This is a genomic window from Tessaracoccus flavus, from assembly GCF_001997295.1.
GTDB classification, from domain to species: domain Bacteria; phylum Actinomycetota; class Actinomycetes; order Propionibacteriales; family Propionibacteriaceae; genus Arachnia; species Arachnia flava.
In genome coordinates this window covers 1,223,472-1,241,486 of sequence record NZ_CP019605.1, presented here as the reverse complement: position 1 = coordinate 1,241,486, position 18,015 = coordinate 1,223,472, and the positions used below count along the sequence as shown (strand labels likewise).

General features: G+C 67.7%; 15 protein-coding genes and 4 tRNA genes. 10 read left to right on the top strand and 9 right to left on the bottom strand.

Annotated elements, in window-relative coordinates; translation table 11 throughout:
• The first annotated feature begins 7 nt into the window (after positions 1 to 7).
• A complete protein-coding gene (locus RPIT_RS05620) occupies positions 8 to 703 on the top strand; it encodes a trimeric intracellular cation channel family protein (RefSeq protein ID WP_226996347.1) in 696 nt (231 codons plus the stop codon).
• 43 nt (positions 704 to 746) lie between these two features.
• On the opposite strand, the gene RPIT_RS05615 is transcribed toward RPIT_RS05620, so the two are convergent.
• The 3 genes from RPIT_RS05615 to RPIT_RS05605 form a co-directional block, all read right to left on the bottom strand.
• Positions 747 to 821, bottom strand: a tRNA-Val gene (locus RPIT_RS05615).
• Position 822: 1 nt separating this feature from the next.
• A tRNA-Cys gene (locus tag RPIT_RS05610) sits at positions 823 to 893 on the bottom strand.
• Between the two features lie 48 nt (positions 894 to 941).
• Positions 942 to 1,014 (bottom strand) — tRNA-Gly (locus tag RPIT_RS05605).
• A gap of 142 nt (positions 1,015 to 1,156) precedes the next feature.
• Here RPIT_RS05605 and RPIT_RS05600 point away from each other — a divergent pair.
• The 5 genes from RPIT_RS05600 (at position 1,157) to RPIT_RS05580 (ending at position 4,346) form a co-directional block, all read left to right on the top strand.
• Positions 1,157 to 1,228 (top strand) — tRNA-Val (locus RPIT_RS05600).
• Between the two features lie 58 nt (positions 1,229 to 1,286).
• On the top strand, positions 1,287 to 2,060 hold the full coding sequence (locus RPIT_RS05595; protein WP_077341435.1) for a sirohydrochlorin chelatase: 774 nt from the start codon (positions 1,287 to 1,289) through the stop codon (positions 2,058 to 2,060).
• Positions 2,061 to 2,091: 31 nt separating this feature from the next.
• Positions 2,092 to 2,505: a peptide-methionine (R)-S-oxide reductase MsrB gene (msrB, locus tag RPIT_RS05590; RefSeq protein ID WP_077341433.1), complete on the top strand. Its 414-nt coding sequence runs from the start codon at positions 2,092 to 2,094 to the stop codon at positions 2,503 to 2,505.
• A 48-nt stretch (positions 2,506 to 2,553) separates the two neighbouring features.
• On the top strand, positions 2,554 to 3,138 hold the full coding sequence (locus RPIT_RS05585) for a DUF3000 domain-containing protein (protein ID WP_226996346.1): 585 nt from the start codon (positions 2,554 to 2,556) through the stop codon (positions 3,136 to 3,138).
• Complete coding sequence (locus tag RPIT_RS05580) at positions 3,138 to 4,346, top strand: HRDC domain-containing protein (protein ID WP_077341431.1); 1,209 nt, start codon at positions 3,138 to 3,140, stop codon at positions 4,344 to 4,346. Before RPIT_RS05585 ends, RPIT_RS05580 begins: the two co-directional genes overlap by 1 nt.
• A 24-nt stretch (positions 4,347 to 4,370) precedes the next feature.
• Here the strand turns inward: RPIT_RS05580 and dxs are convergent, their stop codons facing one another.
• The 5 genes from dxs to RPIT_RS05555 all read right to left on the bottom strand — a co-directional run bounded on the left by dxs (position 4,371) and on the right by RPIT_RS05555 (position 12,811).
• Positions 4,371 to 6,275 (bottom strand): 1-deoxy-D-xylulose-5-phosphate synthase, encoded by a 1,905-nt coding sequence (gene dxs, locus RPIT_RS05575; protein ID WP_077341429.1) that lies wholly within the window; start codon positions 6,273 to 6,275, stop codon positions 4,371 to 4,373.
• Positions 6,276 to 6,297: 22 nt separating this feature from the next.
• The gene (locus tag RPIT_RS05570) at positions 6,298 to 6,684 is read right to left on the bottom strand and encodes a hypothetical protein (protein WP_077341427.1); all 387 of its coding nucleotides are present in this window, start codon (positions 6,682 to 6,684) and stop codon (positions 6,298 to 6,300) included.
• A gap of 76 nt (positions 6,685 to 6,760) precedes the next feature.
• Positions 6,761 to 9,574 (bottom strand): aconitate hydratase, encoded by a 2,814-nt coding sequence (locus tag RPIT_RS05565; RefSeq protein ID WP_077341425.1) that lies wholly within the window; start codon positions 9,572 to 9,574, stop codon positions 6,761 to 6,763.
• A gap of 100 nt (positions 9,575 to 9,674) precedes the next feature.
• Positions 9,675 to 10,814 (bottom strand): class I SAM-dependent RNA methyltransferase, encoded by a 1,140-nt coding sequence (locus RPIT_RS05560; RefSeq protein WP_077341423.1) that lies wholly within the window; start codon positions 10,812 to 10,814, stop codon positions 9,675 to 9,677.
• Positions 10,811 to 12,811 (bottom strand): APC family permease, encoded by a 2,001-nt coding sequence (locus RPIT_RS05555; RefSeq protein WP_077341421.1) that lies wholly within the window; start codon positions 12,809 to 12,811, stop codon positions 10,811 to 10,813. The genes RPIT_RS05560 and RPIT_RS05555 overlap by 4 nt, the downstream gene beginning before the upstream one ends.
• 76 nt (positions 12,812 to 12,887) lie before the next feature.
• On the opposite strand from RPIT_RS05555, the gene RPIT_RS05550 reads away from it, so the two are divergent.
• Both RPIT_RS05550 and RPIT_RS05545 read left to right on the top strand, forming a co-directional pair.
• Positions 12,888 to 13,535, top strand: coding sequence for a potassium channel family protein (locus RPIT_RS05550; protein WP_176789312.1), 648 nt, complete (start codon positions 12,888 to 12,890; stop codon positions 13,533 to 13,535).
• Positions 13,536 to 13,543: 8 nt separating this feature from the next.
• Positions 13,544 to 14,224 carry a potassium channel family protein gene (locus tag RPIT_RS05545; protein ID WP_077341417.1) on the top strand — a complete coding sequence of 227 codons (681 nt, stop codon included), beginning with the start codon at positions 13,544 to 13,546 and terminating at the stop codon, positions 14,222 to 14,224.
• 122 nt (positions 14,225 to 14,346) lie between these two features.
• Here RPIT_RS05545 and RPIT_RS05540 read toward each other — a convergent pair whose 3' ends face one another.
• A complete protein-coding gene (locus RPIT_RS05540; RefSeq protein ID WP_077341415.1) occupies positions 14,347 to 14,904 on the bottom strand; it encodes an IS30 family transposase in 558 nt (185 codons plus the stop codon).
• A 144-nt stretch (positions 14,905 to 15,048) separates the two neighbouring features.
• Between RPIT_RS05540 and RPIT_RS05535 the strand changes: the two genes are divergently transcribed.
• Positions 15,049 to 15,405, top strand: a complete 357-nt coding sequence (locus RPIT_RS05535) for an NAD-binding protein (protein WP_237267863.1) — start codon at positions 15,049 to 15,051, stop codon at positions 15,403 to 15,405.
• Between the two features lie 43 nt (positions 15,406 to 15,448).
• On the top strand, positions 15,449 to 18,007 hold the full coding sequence (gene ptsP / locus RPIT_RS05530; RefSeq protein ID WP_077344224.1) for a phosphoenolpyruvate--protein phosphotransferase: 2,559 nt from the start codon (positions 15,449 to 15,451) through the stop codon (positions 18,005 to 18,007).
• The last annotated feature ends 8 nt before the right edge of the window (positions 18,008 to 18,015 follow it).

Below are 18,015 nucleotides of genomic sequence, written 5' to 3'. Positions count from 1 at the left end.
GTCGGATGTGCTGACGATTCTGTGGGCCATCGGTATCACCGCGGAGGCCGTGACGGGAGCGCTCGCCGCTGGACGGGAGAGGATGGACCTGTTCGGGGTGACGATGGTGGCGTTCGTCGCGGCGCTCGGCGGCGGATCGCTGCGTGACGTCCTGCTGGGCCACTACCCCCTCGTGTGGGTCCGCGACCCCCAGTACGTACTGCTCGTCATGGCGGCCGCCATCCTGACCGTCTCCGTCGCGGGGCTGATGAACTACTTCCGGCAGCTCTTCCTCGTGCTCGACGCGCTCGGTCTCGTGGTGTTCTCTATCCTCGGTGCGCGGGTGGCACTCGAGATGGGCCACGGTGTCACGATCGCGGTGGTCGCCGCGGTACTCACGGGCGTCGCGGGTGGCATCCTGCGCGATCTCCTGTGCGACCGCGTACCGCTGGTCCTACGCGAGGAGCTCTACGCGTCGGTATCCGTGCTTTCAGCACTCCTGTTCGTCGCGCTGCTTCGTTTCGGGGTCCAGGAGAACGCGGCCGTGGTGGCCACGCTGGTGACGGGGTTCGTGCTGCGCCTGCTGGCCCTGCGCTTCCGCTGGCGGCTGCCGGTCTTCGCCTACGAGGAGGTCAGGGTCAACGGCGCTGAGGCACTGCGCGCGCGGCTGTCGAGTTTCCGGGCCCTCCGACTCTTGCGGTCTCGTCCGGTCGTCGACGACTGAACAACCCGGGGAAAACAAAAATCCCCCTCGCGGGGGATCTTGTTGGTGGGCGATGCCAGGTTTGAACTGGCGACCTCTTCCGTGTCAAGGAAGCGCGCTACCACTGCGCCAACCGCCCGAGGTGGAGACGGGATTTGAACCCGTGTACACGGATTTGCAGTCCGTTGCCTCGCCTCTCGGCCACTCCACCGAGTGGAGTCTTGCCCTCCCGAGTAGGGCTAGGAGAGACAAACCCCCGAGCGGACGACGAGATTCGAACTCGCGACCCTCACCTTGGCAAGGTGATGCTCTACCAACTGAGCCACGTCCGCATCGCTTCACTTCGGCTCCCTGTCGGGCCCCTCGTTCGGCGCGTTGAGAACTCTAGCGCACCATTTTTCCGATGCCAAATCGCCCCAAGCCACCCCACGATTCGCGTCAGCGGCGCGGTTCTATTAGACTCTCGCAACGCTAGGGCGATTGGCGCAGTGGTAGCGCGCTTCGTTCACACCGAAGAGGTCGGCGGTTCGAAACCGCCATCGCCCACCCCTAGTCAACCGACGCCGTGAACCCACGGCGTCGGTGTTGTATCGAGAGTGAGGCGATGACTGCACCGGCGATCGTGCTCGTGGCCGCCGGACCCGACGAACCGGCGGTGTCCGAAACCCTCCACACGATCTCCGCATCACTGCAGGCGTCGCGACCGGATCTGCGGATATCGCTGGCACGGCTCGGGGACGGCAAGCCTGCGCTGACCGACGTCATTGCCGGGCTCGTCAGTCGTGATGTCGCCGAGGCTGTCCTCATCCCGCTCGACCTGACCTCCGCCGCGACCCATCCGACGACGCTGGACGGCATCATTCACTCCCCCGACATCCATCTGGCGGTCGCGCGTCCGGTCGGCCCCGCCACCGAGGTGCTCAACATCCTCGATGAACGGGTCAGGGAGGCGCTGCACCGGGGCGGGGCCCTCGAGATCGACGGCCTGGTCCTCGCCGCACCCCAGGGCGGTGACGTCCGCGGTGCGTCCCTGCTCGCCCGTCGCGCACGCCAGTGGGCCGCACATCACCGGCTCCCGGTCCAACTGGCTGTCGACGACGGCACCGGCCGCGCGACAGCCTCCGCCATCTCGTCCCTGCGATCGCAGGGCCGCCGCCACATCGCGGTCGGCAGCCTCTTCCTCACGCCGTCGGGTTCCTACCAGGCCCACGCGCAGGCGGCGCTGCGGGCCGGCGCAATCGCGGTGACCGCCCCCATCGGGGACAGCCCCCATCTGCGGCAGCTGATCCTGGCCAGGTACGCCTTCGGCGCGATGGAGCTCCTGGATGGCACGCCGACCCAGCTTCCCGTGGACGATCTGGACAGCGACGACGGCTGAGCGGCTTGTCCGCTGACTCTACGATGGGCACATGAACGACTACGTGGCCCCGCTGACCAAGCCCGACACGCAGTGGCGGCAGCAACTGAGCAAGCTCGAGTACCACGTGCTGCGCGAGGCCGGCACGGAGATGCCCTTCACGGGCGAGTACACCGATACGGAGGACGAGGGCATCTACGAGTGCCGCGGCTGTGGCGCCGAGCTCTTCCGCAGCGCCGAGAAGTTCCACTCCCACTGTGGCTGGCCCAGCTTCTTCGCTCCCCTGGCGGAGGAGCGCGTCCGCTACCTCGAGGACCGCTCCATCCCTGGGCGCCCCCGGATCGAGGTGCGCTGCATGAACTGCGACGGTCACCTGGGCCACGTCTTCGAAGGCGAGGGGTACGACACACCCACTGATCAGCGCTACTGCATCAACTCCGTGAGCCTTCGGCTGCGACGCGCCTGACCGGCGAGTCAACCTGGCTTGAGGGTGGTGTGGTCTTAGGCTGGCGCTGTGCCAGCCAACGTGACGAACATCGCCCCCGAGCCGTTCGCCCGAGCGCTGAGGGAACTGTCGGGTATGAGGTGGCGGCGCCACTTCACCGTCGACGAAATCGGCTCGCCCCAGAGGATCGCACCCCATTCGGTGGCTATCGAGGCCGAACTGTCCCTCGACGACACCGAGGACCCGTTGGCGACGGGGCGCCTGATCCTGCTTCACGACCCGCTCGGCAACGAGTCCTGGGCCGGCACCTTCCGGCTCGTCACCTACGTGCGCGCGGAAGTCGAGATGGACATCGTCACCGACCCGCTCCTCCCCGAGGTGGCGTGGTCCTGGTTCACGGAGGCGCTCGAGACCCACGGTTGCGTGGCCAGCGCGCTCGCCGGCACGGTGACAGCCTCGTACGGAAAGGGGTTCGGCGAGATGACCGACGCGGATCGCGCGGAAGTTGAGCTCCGCTCCTCCTGGACCCCGACCCTCGACCAGGACCACCCGCTGACCTCCCACCTGGCCGCCTGGCAGGACCTCGTGGGTCAGGTGGCCGGCCAGCCCCCCTACCCCGTCGGGGTGGCCCACCTGCCGACCGGGCGCCGCTGATGAGTTACGTCGAGAGCAGCCGGGAACCGCTGCGAGATCTCGTCGACACCCCGTCGGCTCTGGACGCGTGCCTCGACGCCCTGAGTGAGGCGACCGGCCCCGTCGCGTTCGACACCGAGCGCGCGCATGGCCACCGGTACTGGCCCAAGGCCTATCTGTTGCAGATCCGGCGCGAGGGCGCCGGCACGTGGCTGATCGATCCGATCGCCTTCGAGGACGGCTCCGCGGCCCAACTCGGGGCGCTGGTGGCAGCCACCGGAGACGCGACCTGGCTGGTGCACGCTGCAAGCCAGGATCTTCCGAGCATGCGCGAGGTAGGCATCATCCCACCCGCGATCTTCGACACCGAGCTCGCGGCCCGGCTACTTGCCAAGCCCGGCGCCAGTCTCGGAGCGTTGCTCGAGGCCGAACTTGGCGTCAAGCTGCGCAAGGCGCATTCCGCGGACAACTGGTCGAAACGGCCACTGCCCCCATCCTGGTTGACCTACGCCGCGCTCGACGTCGACTACCTCATCGAGCTGGCGCAGGTGCTCGAAACAGAACTAGTCCAGGCCCGACGATTCGACTGGGCACGTCAGGAGTTCGCAGAGACTCTGGAGCGATTCTCGCGAGCCCCCGAACCCCGCATCGATCCCTGGCGCCGCTTGAGTGGCGTCACCACGCTGCGTACTCCCAGGCAGTACGCGGTGGCCCGGGAACTCTGGCGGGAGCGCGACGCGATCGCGGCGAAGCGGGACCGGCCCCCCGGCTGGATCCTGCACGACTCCGCGATCCTGGCCGTCGCCACCGCTGCGCGCGATCAGGTGCCCGGTCGCGCCGAGCTCCAGCAGCTGTCGGCCTTCGGTGCGTCGCAGGGCCAGCGGTATCTCACCAACTGGCTGGCAGCCCTCGACAGGGTGGCACGCATGCCGGAGTCGCAGTACCCACCTCGTAGGGCACCACGCGACGGGCTCCCGCACCCCAAGTCATGGGACAGGATCAACCCCGAGGCCGCCGCGCGGTGGGCCAAGGTCCGTCCCGCGATCGACATCCTCGCCTGCGACCTCGGCGGGCTCCAGCCCAGCCTCGTGGCCCCTCCAGCGGTGCTGCAGCAGGCGGTCTTCGCGCACGAATCGGTGACCGAGGAGATCCTCACGTCGCTGGGAGCCCGTCCCTGGCAGGCCGGTTTCCTCGCTCCGGCCATCAACGAGGCACTCGGCGCTGAGTGATCCCTCGACCGTCGCTCGGTGAGGTCAGTTGAGGTGAGCCCCGGCGGGCTCGGTCGTCGCCAGAACTGAGTCGAGGACCGCCAGAGCGATCTTCGGCGCGGTGAGGCCGACGTCCTCGAGCACCTCGTCGCGGGAACCCTGAGCGAGGAACTCCTGGGGGATGCCGAAGTTCAACACGGTCGTGTCCGTGCCGAACAGTCGCGACCGGAGTCGCTGCCCGAGCCCTCCCTCGACCAGGTTGTCCTCGATCGTCACCACCAGATCGAATCCCTGGGCCAGCTCGACCAGGTTCGGGCTGATCGGCAGTGCCCAGAGCGGGTCGACGACCATCGCGGTGACGCCCTGATCGTCCAGTCGCTCCGCCACAGCCAGGCCCATCCCGGCGAACTGCCCGTAGGCAACGACGAGCACCCGGGCCTCCTCGGCGTGGCGGATCACGTCGACCCGGGACATGCCTTCGCCGATGTGGGCCAGCGCCGGCATTTCGTCGGGCAGCCTCTCCTTGGAGTAGCGCACCACCGTGACCGCGTCCGCCACGTCGACGGCCTGATCCAGCGCCGCGACGAGACGCGTCTGGTCGCGGGGCGCGCTGAGGCGCAGGCCAGGGACCAGGCTCATGAGCGACATGTCCCACATGCCGTTGTGGCTGGGGCCGTCCGTGCCCGTGATACCGGCGCGGTCGAGCACGATCGTCACCCCCGCCCGGTGCAGGGCCGCATCCATGAGCACCTGGTCGAAGGCTCTGTTGAGGAAGGTGGCGTAGAGCGCCACGACGGGATGCAGACCCGCCTTGGCCAACCCGGCCGCCGAGACCAACGCGTGCTGTTCCGCGATACCGACGTCGAAGATGCGATCCGGGAAGGCGGCCGCGAACCGGCCGAGACCGGTGGGGTGAAGCATCGCGGCCGTGATGGCCACCACGTCCTGACGTCGCTGCCCGAGCTGGACAATGGCTTCCGCGAACGCATCCGTCCAGGTGGCCTGCACCGAAGCGGAGAGGGGCTCACCGGTGAACTCGTTGATCTGACCGACGGCGTGGAAACGGTCCTGGTCGTTCTGCTCGGCGGCCAGGAATCCCCGACCCTTCCGCGTCACGCAGTGGACGATGACGGGGCCCTCGAAGTGGCGCGCCTGCTCGAGGTGGTTGGTGAGGGTTGCGATGTCGTGACCGTCGAGCGGGCCCATGTACTTGATGCCGAGATCGGAGAACATCGACTGGGGCGCGACGACGTCCTTGATGCCCGTCTTGACGCCGTGCATGAGGTCGTAGACCGGGCGCCCGAACATCGGCACCTTCCTCAGCGTCCGCTTGATGAGGCTGAGTGTCTTCTCGTAGCGCTGATCGGTGCGGAGCCCCGCCAGGTGGTTGGCCAGTCCGCCCACAGTGGGGGTATAGGAGCGGCCGTTGTCGTTGACGACGATCACCAGGCGGAGGTCGGGGTTGTCGGCGATGTTGTTGAGCGCCTCCCACGCCATGCCACCGGTGAGGGCACCGTCTCCGACGACGGCGACGACAGTTCTCTTCTCCCCCCGCAGCCGGAAGCCCTTGGCCAGACCCTCCGCCCACGAGAGCGCGGTTGAGGCGTGCGAGTTGGCCACCCAGTCGTGCTCCGACTCGGCGGGCTCCGGATACCCGGAGAGCCCGCCGCGCTGGCGTAGTCCGTCGAAGCCCGCGGCCCGCCCGGTCAGGATCTTGTGGACGTAGCTCTGATGGCCGGTGTCGAAGACGATGGGATCGTTCGGCGAGTCGAACACCCGGTGCAGCGCCATCGTCAGTTCGACGACGCCCAGGTTGGGGCCCAGATGGCCTCCGGTGCGGCTCACCTTGGTGACGAGGAACGCGCGGATCTCATCAGCGAGCTGCTCCAACTGCTGACGCGATAGTGCGCGCAGGTCACGCGGGCTCGTGATCGAATCCAACAACGGCATGCGCTCAATAGTAGTGGCCCGCTCACAGCTTCGGTGTGAAGCGCACGTCACGCAGCGCCTGTTCGACCAGATCCACCCCCCGGGCGACCCTCACCAGGCGCGCCTCCTCCTGCTGCAGGACGAGGGCCGCCTGGTCGACCGTCGCGGAGTCCACCACCCCGGACAGCGCCGCCCGCAGCCCCATCAGCCCGGAACGGGTGGCGACCAGTTGGGAGGCCACGAACTCGCGTGCCAGCCGGGCGAGCACCACGGGGTGCCGCCGCAGCACCTGGTAGCCCCGGTACTCGGCCGGGCAGCAGTCGAGCAGGAAGGATTCGGCGGATCGGAGCCATCCTTCCGAGCCGGGGGGCCGCACCACTCCGGGCCAGCCCGGTGGGACGTACACGCGGATCACATCATCGTCGAACATGTGTTCTATTGAACTGCGGACCTACGACAAAAACAAGGGACGGCCCCGGATCAATCCGGGGCCGTCCGCAGAAGGGTCAGTTCTTGGCGAGACTCCGCAACACGTACTGCATGATGCCGCCGTTGACGTAGTAGCCGCGCTCCCCCGGCGTGTCGATGCGAACGATGGCGTCGAACGACACCTCGCTGCCGTCGGGCCGCACCGCGGTGACCTTCATCGTCTTCGGGGTGACACCGTCGTTGAGTTCGGTGACCCCCTCGACGGAGAACACCTCCTCGCCCGTCAGGCCGAGCGAGTCAGCCGACTCACCCTCCGGGAACTGCAACGGCAGAACGCCCATCCCGATGAGGTTCGACCGGTGGATCCGCTCGTAGCTCTCCGCGATGACGAACCGCACACCCAGCAGAGCGGTGCCCTTCGCCGCCCAGTCGCGCGACGAGCCGGATCCGTACTCCTTGCCCGCCAGCACGACGAGCGGGGTGCCCTGGGCCTGGTAGTTGACCGACGCGTCGTACACGGTGGTCACCGGTGCCCCATCGACCGTGAAGTCGCGCGTGAAGCCACCTTCGGTGCCCGGTGCGATCTGGTTGCGCAGACGGATGTTCGCGAAGGTGCCGCGGATCATGACCTCGTGGTTACCGCGACGCGAGCCGTAGGAGTTGAAGTCCCCGCGCTCCACGCCGTGCTCGATGAGGTACTTGCCCGCAGGCGAGTCCGCTTTGATGGCCCCCGCAGGTGAGATGTGGTCCGTCGTCACGGAGTCGCCCAGCTTCAGCAGGACCCGCGCCCCCGAGATGTCCGTGACCGCGTCGGGCTGCGCCGGCATGCCCTCGAAGTAGGGGGGCTTGCGGACGTACGTGGAGTCCTCGTCCCACTCGAAGATGTCGCCGTCGGGCGTGGGCAGGTTCTGCCACCGCTCGTCGCCGGCGAAGACGTCGGCGTACCGCGAGGTGAACATCTCGGCGCTGATGGAGCCGGCGATGACCTCCTCGATCTCGGCCTGGCTGGGCCAGATGTCGGCCATGAAGACGTCGTTGCCGTCCTTGTCCTGTCCAAGGGGCTCGTTGAACAGATCGATGTCCATGGTGCCCGCGAGAGCGTAGACGATGACGAGCATGGGGCTCGCCAGGTAGTTCAACTTGACGTCAGGGTTGATGCGCCCCTCGAAGTTGCGGTTGCCCGACAGCACCGCGGCTACGGCGAGGTCGTTGTCGTTGATGGCCTGCGAGACCTCGGGGATGAGCGGCCCGGAGTTGCCGATGCAGGTGACACAGCCGTAGCCCACGAGGTTGAACCCGATGGCGTCGAGATACTCGGTCAGCCCGGCCTTCTCGTAGTAGTCGGTGACCACCTGCGACCCCGGGGCCAGCGACGTCTTCACCCAGGGTTTGCGGGTCAGGCCCTTCTCGACGGCCTTCTTGGCCACCAGGGCGGCGCCGATCATGACGCTCGGGTTGGAGGTGTTCGTGCACGACGTGATGGAGGCGATCGTGACTGCGCCGTGGTCCAGGTCGAAGCTCCCGCCGTCCTCGAGGGTCACCGGGACCTTCTTCTCGACGCGCGCGGGCATGGTGCCCTCGCCCAGGTGCCGCGGGGCGGGAGAGTCGTCGGTGTCGCCGGGGTTCGTGGTGACCGGGTCGGAGGCGTCCATGGTCTGCTTCACCTCCTTGTCGTAGCTCGAGTACGTCTTCTCGGGCTTCCCGGCGTAAGCCTCGAGCGCCTGGTGGAACGCGGTCTTCGACACGTCGAGACGGATGCGGTCCTGCGGGCGCTTGGGGCCTGCGATGGACGGTACGACCGTGGAGAGATCCAACTCGATGTACTCCGAGAACACAGGCTCGACGGAGGGATCGTGCCAGAGGCTCTGCTCCTTGGCGTAGGCCTCGACGAGCGCGATCTGCTCCTCGTCGCGGCCGGTCAGGCGCATGTAGTCGGTGGTCTTCTCGTCAATGGGGAAGATGGCGATGGTGGAGCCGTACTCGGGGCTCATGTTGCCGATCGTGGCGCGGTTCGCCAGCGGCACCTCCGCCACCCCGTCGCCGTAGAACTCGACGAACTTGCCGACGACCTTGTGCTCGCGCAGCATCTCGGTGATCGTGAGCACGAGGTCCGTCGCCGTGGTGCCCTCCGGCAGTTTGCCGGTGAGTTTGAAGCCCACGACCCGGGGGATGAGCATGGACACCGGCTGGCCGAGCATCGCAGCCTCGGCCTCGATGCCGCCGACGCCCCAGCCCACGACGCCGAGGCCGTTGACCATGGTGGTGTGGGAGTCGGTGCCCACGCACGTGTCGGGGTAGGCCTGGAGCACACCGTCGACAGTACGGGGGAAGATGACGCGGGCGAGGTGCTCGATGTTGACCTGATGGACGATGCCGGTGCCGGGGGGCACCACCTTGAAGTCGTCGAACGCGGTCTGGCCCCAGCGCAGGAACTGGTACCGCTCGCGGTTGCGCTGGTACTCGATGTCGGTGTTGATCTCGAACGCGTTGGCGATCCCGAAGACGTCGGCGATGACGGAGTGGTCGATGACCATCTCCGCCGGGGAGAGCGGGTTGACCTTCGCGGGATCGCCGCCGAGGGCCACGACGGCCTCACGCATGGTCGCGAGGTCCACCACGCAGGGCACTCCCGTGAAGTCCTGCATGATCACGCGAGCGGGGGTGAACTGGATCTCGTGATCGGGTTGTGCAGCGGGGTCCCAGTTACCGAGGAACTCAATGTCCTCGCGGGTGATGTTCGCACCGTCCTCGGTGCGTAGCAGGTTCTCCAACAGGACCTTGAGGCTGAACGGCAGCTTCTCGGAGCCCGGAACTGCGTCGATCCGGTAGATCTCGTACGAGGTGCCGTTGACATCGAGGTTCGACTTTGCCCCGAAACTGTTGACGCTCATCCTTCTCCTTCTTTGGCGGTGACACCAATTGTCTTGATGTCAAGATACCACGCACCCGCGTGGTGGGCGGTATCGCTGATGGCCCTCAGTCTAGGGGGCCTCATGCCCGCCCGTGGTCTGGGTGGAGGATGGCGACGCACTCGACGTGGTGGGTCATCGGGAACAGATCGAACGCCCGGATGGACACCGGCGAATAGCCCTCACGGGCGAAGGTGGCGAGATCGCGGGCAAGGGCCGCGGGGTCGCACGCCACGTAGGCGATCGCCCGCGGCTCGCGCTCCGCGATCGCCCTGACGACTGAGGCTCCGGCGCCCTTGCGGGGCGGATCCAGCACCACGAGATCGGCCCAGTCCGGCAGATCCCGCTGGGCGCGCTCGATCGGACCTGTGACGAATCGTGCCTCGCGCACGTTCCGCCGTGCGAGCTCCACTGCAGCGCGCCCCATCTCCGCCCCGACGACGACGCAGCCCGCATCCACGAGCGCTCCGGCGAACAACCCCACCCCGCAGTAGAGGTCCAGCGCCCTCTCGTCGCGCTGTGGCCGCAGCCCGTCCAGCACCGCGCGGCTCAGGGTCTCGGCCGCCTCTGGGTGGACCTGCCAGAATCCGTCGGCCGTGACCGCGTAGCGCCGACCTCCGACCCGCTGGAAGACCGGGTCCGGGCCCACCACCATGCGCCCGGCCAGGACCGTCACCGACCCGTCCGCCACCGTCACGCGCACGTCCTCGCCGAGGTTGGCGTAGCCGTCGAGCTCCTCCACGGACGGCCCGTCGGCCGCGATCAGGCAACCCTGGGGCGGGAGCGGCACGACCTCGTGGGAGCGTCGCGCCCGGAAGCCGACCCTGCCGTCGTCGGTCACGGCGTAGCGCACGCGCGTGCGCCAGTCGGTGAGGCCGCCCGGCACGGCCTCGACCGAACCGTCCCACTCGATTCCCGCCAGCCGCTGGAGTTGCTCGGCGACGACGGCGGTCTTGAGCCCGAGCTGGGTCGCCTGGTCGGCGTGCTGCCAGTCACAGCCACCACACTGCCCTGCGATGGGGCAGGGTGGCTCCACCCTGCCCACGGACGGTTCCAGGACGTCGACGACGTGGCCCCTGTCGAAACTGCGGCCACGCTCGGTGACCTCCGCGATCACCCTCTCCCCCGGCAGACCACCGGTCACGAAGATGACTTTGCCCTCGTGGCGCCCGACGACGTAGCCACCGTGCGCGACCCTCTCCAAACTCAGTTCGATCGTCATCGGCCCATCCTTCGCGACGGAGCGGACGCCTTCTTCGCGATCGCCTTGGCGCGTCCCGACGAACGCAGCTGGTAGGGCACGCTGGTCACCATCACACCGGGCATGAAATGAAGCCTGGTCCTGATCAGGAGCGCGGTCTGATTGTGGAGGAGTTGCTCCCACCAGTGGCCCACCACGTACTCGGGGATGTAGACGCTGACGACGTCGCGGGGGTTCTCCGTGCGGAGTTCTGACACGTAGCGGATGAACGGGCCGGTGATCTCCCGGTAGGGGGAGGCGATGACCTTCAGCGGGATACCGAAGTCCTCGCTCTCCCACTCGTCGAGGATTCGCTCCACCTCGTCGTCGTCGACCGCCACAGTGACCGCCGCCAGGGTCGTGGGTCGGGTGGCGCGGGCGAACGCGATCGCCTTGAGCGTGGGCAGGTTGACGCGCTGCACGAGGACGACGCCCCGGACCCGGCTGGGCAGCGCCCGGTCGGAGTCGGGCGTCAGCGCCACCTCCTGGGCTACCGCCAGGTAGTGGTTGGAGATCGCGAGCATGAAGGCGAAGACGGCTGCCATCGCGACGAGGGCGAGGTAGGCGCCGTGGGTGAACTTCGACACCAGCACGACGATCAGCACGGTGCCCGTCAGGGCGGCACCAACCGTGTTGATGGCCCGTGACCGCTGCATCCTGGCCCGCGCCTTCTTGTCCCGCTCGCGGCTCAGCGCCCTGGTCCAGTAGCGAATCATGCCCACCTGGCCGAGCGTGAAGGAGATGAACACCCCGACGACGTAGAGCTGGATGAGGGCCGTCACCGAGGCGTCGAACACGAGCACCAGCGCCGCCGCGGCGATGGCCAGCATCGTGATGCCGTTGGAGTACGCGAGACGATCGCCGCGGGTGTGCAGCTGGCGGGGTAGGTAGCCGTCCTTCGCCAGGATCGAGGCCAGCGAGGGGAAGCCGTTGAAGGCGGTGTTCGCGGCGAGGAAGAGGACGAGCATCGTGGCCGTGATGAGGATGTAGAAGCCGGGCTGGAACCAGTCCATGAACACCACCCGGCCGAGCTGGCCGATGACGGTCGTCGCCGCGGAGTTGATGGTCTCGCCGGCCTCGTTGATGTAGTACGTCCCGGTGAGCTCGTCGATGAGGTGGACCCTGGTGAGGTTGGCGAGCGCCACGATGCCGAGCAGCATCGTGATGGCAAGCGCCCCCAGCATCGCCAGCACCGTGGCGGCGTTGCGGCTCTTGGGAGGCTTGAAGGCGGGGACTCCGTTGCTGATGGCCTCGACCCCGGTGAGGGCCGCACAGCCCGATGAGAAGGCCCTGGCCAGGATGGCAATGAGCGCCCAGCCGGCCAGCTCTTCCATCCCGTCGGGCCGCATCACGATGAGGTCGGCCGTCTCACTCTGCAGGTCGTGCCCCAGCGCCAGGATCCTGAACAGTCCGATGGCGATCATCGAGAGCATCGAGAACATGAAGATGTAGGTCGGCCACGCGAACGCCGCGCCGGATTCCCGGACCCCCCGCAGGTTGATCAGGGCGATGACGACGATGACTCCGGCGGCCGCCCAGGCCTCGTGCCCCTGGAGGAACGGCGCTATCGCCTTGGCGTTGATGATGCCCGCGGAGACGGACACGGCGACGGTGAGGACGTAGTCGACCATCAACGCGCTGGCCACCGTCAGGCCGGCGAACCGGCCGAGGTTGTCGCTCGCCACCTCGTAGTCGCCGCCGCCGCTCGGATAGGCGTGCACGGTCTGCCGGTAACTCGCGACGACGACCGCGACCACCACACCGACGGCCACGCCGATCTCCCAGGAGAACAGGAACCCGACCATCCCGGCGAGCGACAAGGTAATGAGGATCTCGTCGATGGCGTACGCCACCGAGCTCAGCGCATCGGACGCGAAGACCGGCAGTGCCAGCCGCTTGGGCAGCAGCGTCTGCCCCAACTGCGCGTTGGCCAGCCTCCGACCGACCACCATGCGCTTGAACGCCGACAACACACCCACGCGCCTACCGTAGACCCGCCAACGGCCGATGTCATAGGCCTGCGGTGCTAAGTTCGGTGACGTGCACATCGTCATCATGGGCTGCGGACGAGTGGGGGCCATGCTCGCCACGGGCCTGGAGAAGCTCGGCCACAGCGTCGCGATCATTGACGTCGACAAGGACTCCTTCAGGAGGCTCGGTCCCGACTTCGAGGGGCTTACCGTCACGGGAGTCGGCTTCGACCGGGAGGTCCTCGAGAACGCTCAGATCCGACGAGCGGACGCTTTCGCGGCTGTCTCCTCGGGTGACAACTCCAACATCCTCGCCGCCCGTGTGGTGCGCGAGATCTACCACGTCGACAACGTCGTGGCGCGGATCTACGACCAGGGCCGCGCGGCCGTGTACGAACGGCTCGGCATCCCGACCGTCGCGACGGTGAAGTGGACCGTCTCCCAGGTACTCCGCCGCCTGCTGCCGGAAGGCAGTGAGCCCGTGTGGCGGGATCCGACCGGCACCGCGCGCCTGCTCCAGATTCACGTCCACAACGGCTGGGTGGGCCGAAAGATCAGCGAGCTGCAGGAGGCTGCCAACTCCCCCATCCCGTTCGTGCGCAGGGTCGGTCGCGGCATCGTCCCGGACCGAGACACGGTTTTCCAGGACGGGGACCTCATCTACGTCGCGTGCCACACCGACCGCACAGATGCGCTCGAGACCCTCTTCGCCAATCCCCCCGCCCGTACGTAGGAGACGTCATGCGAGTCGCCATCGCCGGAGCCGGCAACGTCGGCCGATCGATCGCCCGTGAACTCATCGCCAACGGGCATCACGTCATCCTCATCGAGCGTGACCCGCGCGCCATCAAGCCTGACTCGGTCCCGGGCGCCGAGTGGGTCCAGGCTGACGCCTGCGAGCTGCAGTCACTCGAGGACGCCAACCTCGAGCAGTGCGACGTCGCCATCGCCGCCACGGGGGACGACAAGGCCAATCTGGTCCACTCGCTGCTCGCGAAGACGGAGTTCGGCGTCCCCCGCACGGTCGGCCGAGTGAACCATCCCGGGAACGAATGGATGTTCGACGCGGCCTGGGGCGTCGACGTGTCCGTGTCCACCCCGCGCCTGATGTCGGCGCTCGTGGAGGAGGCCGTGTCGACCGGCGATCTCGTCCGGCTCCTCACCTTCAACAAGTCCGATACCCACCTGTCCGAGGTGACGCTGCCCGGAGACTCCACGTTCGTTGGGCGACGGCTCCGAGACGTCGAACTCCCGGCCGACGTGGTGCTAGTGGCGCTGATCCGTGACAGCATCCCGCTGCCGCCGGAGCGGGACCGGGCCTTCGAGGCCGGGGACGAGCTGCTGTTCCTCGTCAACCAGGACTCCGAGGCGGACCTTGCCGCGATGTTCGCGTCCGACGACACCGTGGATCCGCAGGACTGATCCCCCGCTGGGCCGACGTTGTCGTCGGCTCCCGTCGAACTCTTCGGGCTCGAGCTGTGGACAACTTGAGCAAATGAGATGGGTGAACGAAACCAAACGCCGTTACACCGGCGGGCGCGGTTTCACTCGGTGGGTGCAGCACCAACTAGTTTGGCCAGTCTTTCAGCGGGGGTCTGGTAGTCCAAGCCCTTCCGGGGGCGGGTGTTGAGTTCGTACTCGGCCGCGGCGACTTCTGCGTCGGTGACACGGGTGAAGTCGGTGCCCTTGGGGAAATACTGACGCTTGAGTCCGTTGCTGTTCTCGTTGGTGGGACGCTGCCACGGGGAGTGGGGATCACAGAAGTACACCGTGCAGGAGGTCTCGTCGGTGAACCGGTGATGAGCGGCCATCTCGACGCCCTGGTCCCAGGTCAACGAGCGCCACAGCGAAGCGGGTAACTCTCGGGCCATGCTCGTGAGGATGTCGGTGACGGTGACGGTGTCATGGACACAGACCCGCCGCATCATCGTGTACTTCGTGTGACGCTCATCGAGGGTGACCAGCGCGAAGCGTAGATCCGACCCGATGATCAGGTCACCTTCCCAACGACGGTGGCTGGTCATCATCGCGCTTGCGGTGGCCCTCAGCATGGTGGCCTCCACCCTGCTGAACATGCGCGACAGCAACACGCTGTCGGCCATGAAACGCTTCCTTCCCGAGAACCCGCCAGAGCGCACCGTCCCCCACGACCGCTGCATAGATTTCAGTGAGCCGCACTCGCTCGTCTTGGGCATGGGCAGGATCGGCGCGCCGCCTACGACCAACTGCAACGCTCGGGCCAGTTGGTGTGGGGCGTCGAGAGCAACGAGATGCGTGCCCGGGAGCTGACCGAGGCGGGCTACCGAGTGCTCGAGGAGGACGCTACCGACGGCGAGTTCTGGCGCCGCGTGCGCGCCGCCGCCACCGTGGATCTGGTTTTGCTCGCGATGCCCCAGCACGAGTCGAACATGCTGGCCCTGGAGAAGCTGAACGCCAGCGGGTTCAGCGGCCGCGTCGTGGCTGTGGTGCGCCACGAGGAGGAAGAGGCGGAGCTGCGTCGCCTCGAAGTCGACACCCTGTTCAACCTGTATGACGGCGCGGGCATCCTGCTGGCCAAGCGCGGCATCGAAGCGATCGGGCTACCCCACGCCGACGACGAGTAAATCGTGTCAAGATGAAGAAGGCTCCGTAGAGAAAGGCGCAATGATGCCCACTGCCCCACGTTTGGAGTTGCTCGCCCCGGTGAGCGGCTTGATGGTGCCGATCGACCAGGTACCAGACCCGGTGTTCGCCAAGAGGATGGTCGGCGACGGCTTCTCGATCGACCCGGTCTCCACGCGGCTCATGGCCCCAGTCGACGGTGAGGTGATCGACCTGCAGCCCTCCGGCCACGCCATCACAGTACGCGGAGATGGCGGGCTTGAGATCCTGATGCACATCGGCCTCGACACCGTCCGGATGCAAGGCGACGGGTTCACCCCGCTGGTCACGGTGGGGCAGCGTGTGGCGGCCGGTGACGCGCTGATCGACTTCGACCTGGACCTGGTGGCGCGTCAGGCGAAGAGCGTCCTGACACAGGTGGTCGTCACCAACTCAGAACTGCTGGCTGGGGTCGAGCCAACTACCGGCATGGTCATCGGCGGCAGCGACATCGCCGCCGTCTGCGACCTCGCCGAGCGCAATGCCGACGGCGCGGCCCCCGTCAGCGGCCACACCGCGACGTCTGCAGCGGTCCTGGTGCCCAACCCGACGGGCTTGCACGCCCGCCCCAGCGCCACGCTGGTCACGTTGGCGAAGGAATTCGATTCCGAGATCCGGCTGAGGCGCGGGGACGACTCCGCCAACGCGAAGTCCATCACCGCGATCATGGGTCTGGCCGTGGCGTACGCCCAAAAGGTCATCGTCACCGCGCATGGCCCCGACGCGGGAGACGCCGTCGCGAGGCTGGCACAAGCCATCAAGGAGGGCCTCGGCGAAGACTGTCCCCCACTTCTCGACGGCGAGCACGAGTCCGCAGAGGTCGCCGAGGTCGTGGCGCCCTCCCCCGCGTCCCCGCCCGCCGATCCCAACCTGCTGCGCGGGGTCGCGGCCTCCCCCGGCCTAGCAGTGGGGCACGTTGTGCAGCTGCGCCGCGACGACATCGAGGTCGAGGAGTTCGGCTCCGATCGTCACCTGGAGACCCGCAAGCTCAACGCGGCGATCGACCGCGCGTTGCTTGACCTATCAGCCCTACACAGGCGGCTCTCGGACGAGGCAGACCCCGACAAGGCCGCCATTTTTGCCGCGCACGCGGAGTTCCTGAGCGACCCGGAGCTGTTGGACAGGGCCCGCAGCGGCATCGACAAGGGCAAGAGCGCGCCGTATGCCTGGCGCGCGGGCTTCACGTCGTTCGCCGACGAACTCGCCACCCTCCCCAACGAGGTGCTGGCCGGGCGCGCCAACGACGTACGAGACGTGGGGCAGCGGGTCCTGGAGGAGTTGACCGGGCAACGCCAGGAGCGCGCTGAGCTCGCTCCAGGCACCGTGCTCATCGCTGAGGACCTGACCCCGTCTGATACTGCCCAGCTGGATCGCTCCAAGGTCGTGGGCTTCGCCACCACGCAGGGCGGCGCCTCCTCGCACGTGGCGATCATCGCGCGCTCGCTCGACATCCCGGCGGTCGCCGGCACCGAGGGCCGGGCGCTTGAGATCCCCGACGGCACGCAGGTGGTGCTCGACGGCTCCACCGGCCAGCTACTGCTCAACCTCACCGAGGTTGAGATCGGAGCCATCCTTGAGCGTCAGCAGCGGCTGGCCGCACGAAAGGCAGCTGAGGAGGAGCGCAAGGACGAGCCCGCGGTGACCACGGACGGGCATCGTGTCGCCGTCGTCGCCAACATCGGGGGCTCTGACGATGCGGCCGAGGCGATGAGGCGGGGCGCGGAAGGCGTGGGCTTGCTGCGCAGCGAGTTCGTGTTCATGGGGCGCACCACAGCCCCCACCGAGGCAGAACAGGCTCAGGTCTACGCCGACTGCTCCCGCGCCCTGCAGCCGGGCCAGCCCCTAGTGATCCGCACGCTCGACGTGGGAGGCGACAAGCCTCTGCACTATCTACCGATCCCCGCTGAGGAGAACCCGTTCCTCGGCATCCGTGGCGTGCGCGTCGCGTTTGACCGCCCCGAGGTGCTGCGCACCCAGTGCCGCGCCATCCTCGCCGCAGCAGATGCGGGCGCCAGGCTGCACGTCATGTTCCCGATGATCGCCACCATCGACGACTGGCGGCGGGCCAAGGCCATCTTCGACGAGGAGCGCGCCGCCGCCGGCACCACGACGCCGGTGTCGGTGGGCATCATGATGGAGGTACCTTCCGTGGCCGTCATGGCCCGCCAGTTCGCGGCTGAGGAGGGCTGCGACTTCTTCAGCGTCGGCACCAACGACCTCACCAGCTACACCCTCGCCATGGACCGCGGCCACCCGCGGCTCGCGGCCCAGGTCGACCCCTGCAACCCGGCGGTGCTCACCTTGATCGGCAACGCCGCCGAGGCCCTCCACGCGCACGGCAAGTGGCTGGGCGTGTGCGGCGGCGTAGCCTCCGACCCCCAGGCGGTACCCATCCTCGTGGGCCTCGGGGTCGACGAGCTGAGTTGCTCGATTCCAGCCATTCCCTCGGTCAAGGCCGCTGTGCGCGCCTACTCGCTCGACACGTGCCGGACACTGGCTCACAAGGCCGTGACCTGCTCCACACCCTCTGAAGTACGGGCACTCGTCCCGATTGAAGATAGCTGAGGCCACAC

Bases quoted from the DNA above. Each gene is read 5' to 3' on its own strand.
- RPIT_RS05595 (WP_077341435.1), top strand. From the start codon at position 1,287: ATGACTGCACCGGCGATCGTGCTCGTGGCCGCCGGACCCGACGAACCG.
- msrB (WP_077341433.1), top strand. From the start codon at position 2,092: ATGAACGACTACGTGGCCCCGCTGACCAAGCCCGACACGCAGTGGCGG.
- RPIT_RS05580 (WP_077341431.1), top strand. From the start codon at position 3,138: ATGAGTTACGTCGAGAGCAGCCGGGAACCGCTGCGAGATCTCGTCGAC.
- dxs (WP_077341429.1), bottom strand. From the start codon at position 6,275: ATGCCGTTGTTGGATTCGATCACGAGCCCGCGTGACCTGCGCGCACTA.
- RPIT_RS05570 (WP_077341427.1), bottom strand. From the start codon at position 6,684: ATGTTCGACGATGATGTGATCCGCGTGTACGTCCCACCGGGCTGGCCC.
- RPIT_RS05565 (WP_077341425.1), bottom strand. From the start codon at position 9,574: ATGAGCGTCAACAGTTTCGGGGCAAAGTCGAACCTCGATGTCAACGGC.
- RPIT_RS05560 (WP_077341423.1), bottom strand. From the start codon at position 10,814: ATGACGATCGAACTGAGTTTGGAGAGGGTCGCGCACGGTGGCTACGTC.
- RPIT_RS05550 (WP_176789312.1), top strand. From the start codon at position 12,888: ATGGGCTGCGGACGAGTGGGGGCCATGCTCGCCACGGGCCTGGAGAAG.
- RPIT_RS05545 (WP_077341417.1), top strand. From the start codon at position 13,544: ATGCGAGTCGCCATCGCCGGAGCCGGCAACGTCGGCCGATCGATCGCC.
- RPIT_RS05540 (WP_077341415.1), bottom strand. From the start codon at position 14,904: ATGGCCGACAGCGTGTTGCTGTCGCGCATGTTCAGCAGGGTGGAGGCC.
- ptsP (WP_077344224.1), top strand. From the start codon at position 15,449: ATGCCCACTGCCCCACGTTTGGAGTTGCTCGCCCCGGTGAGCGGCTTG.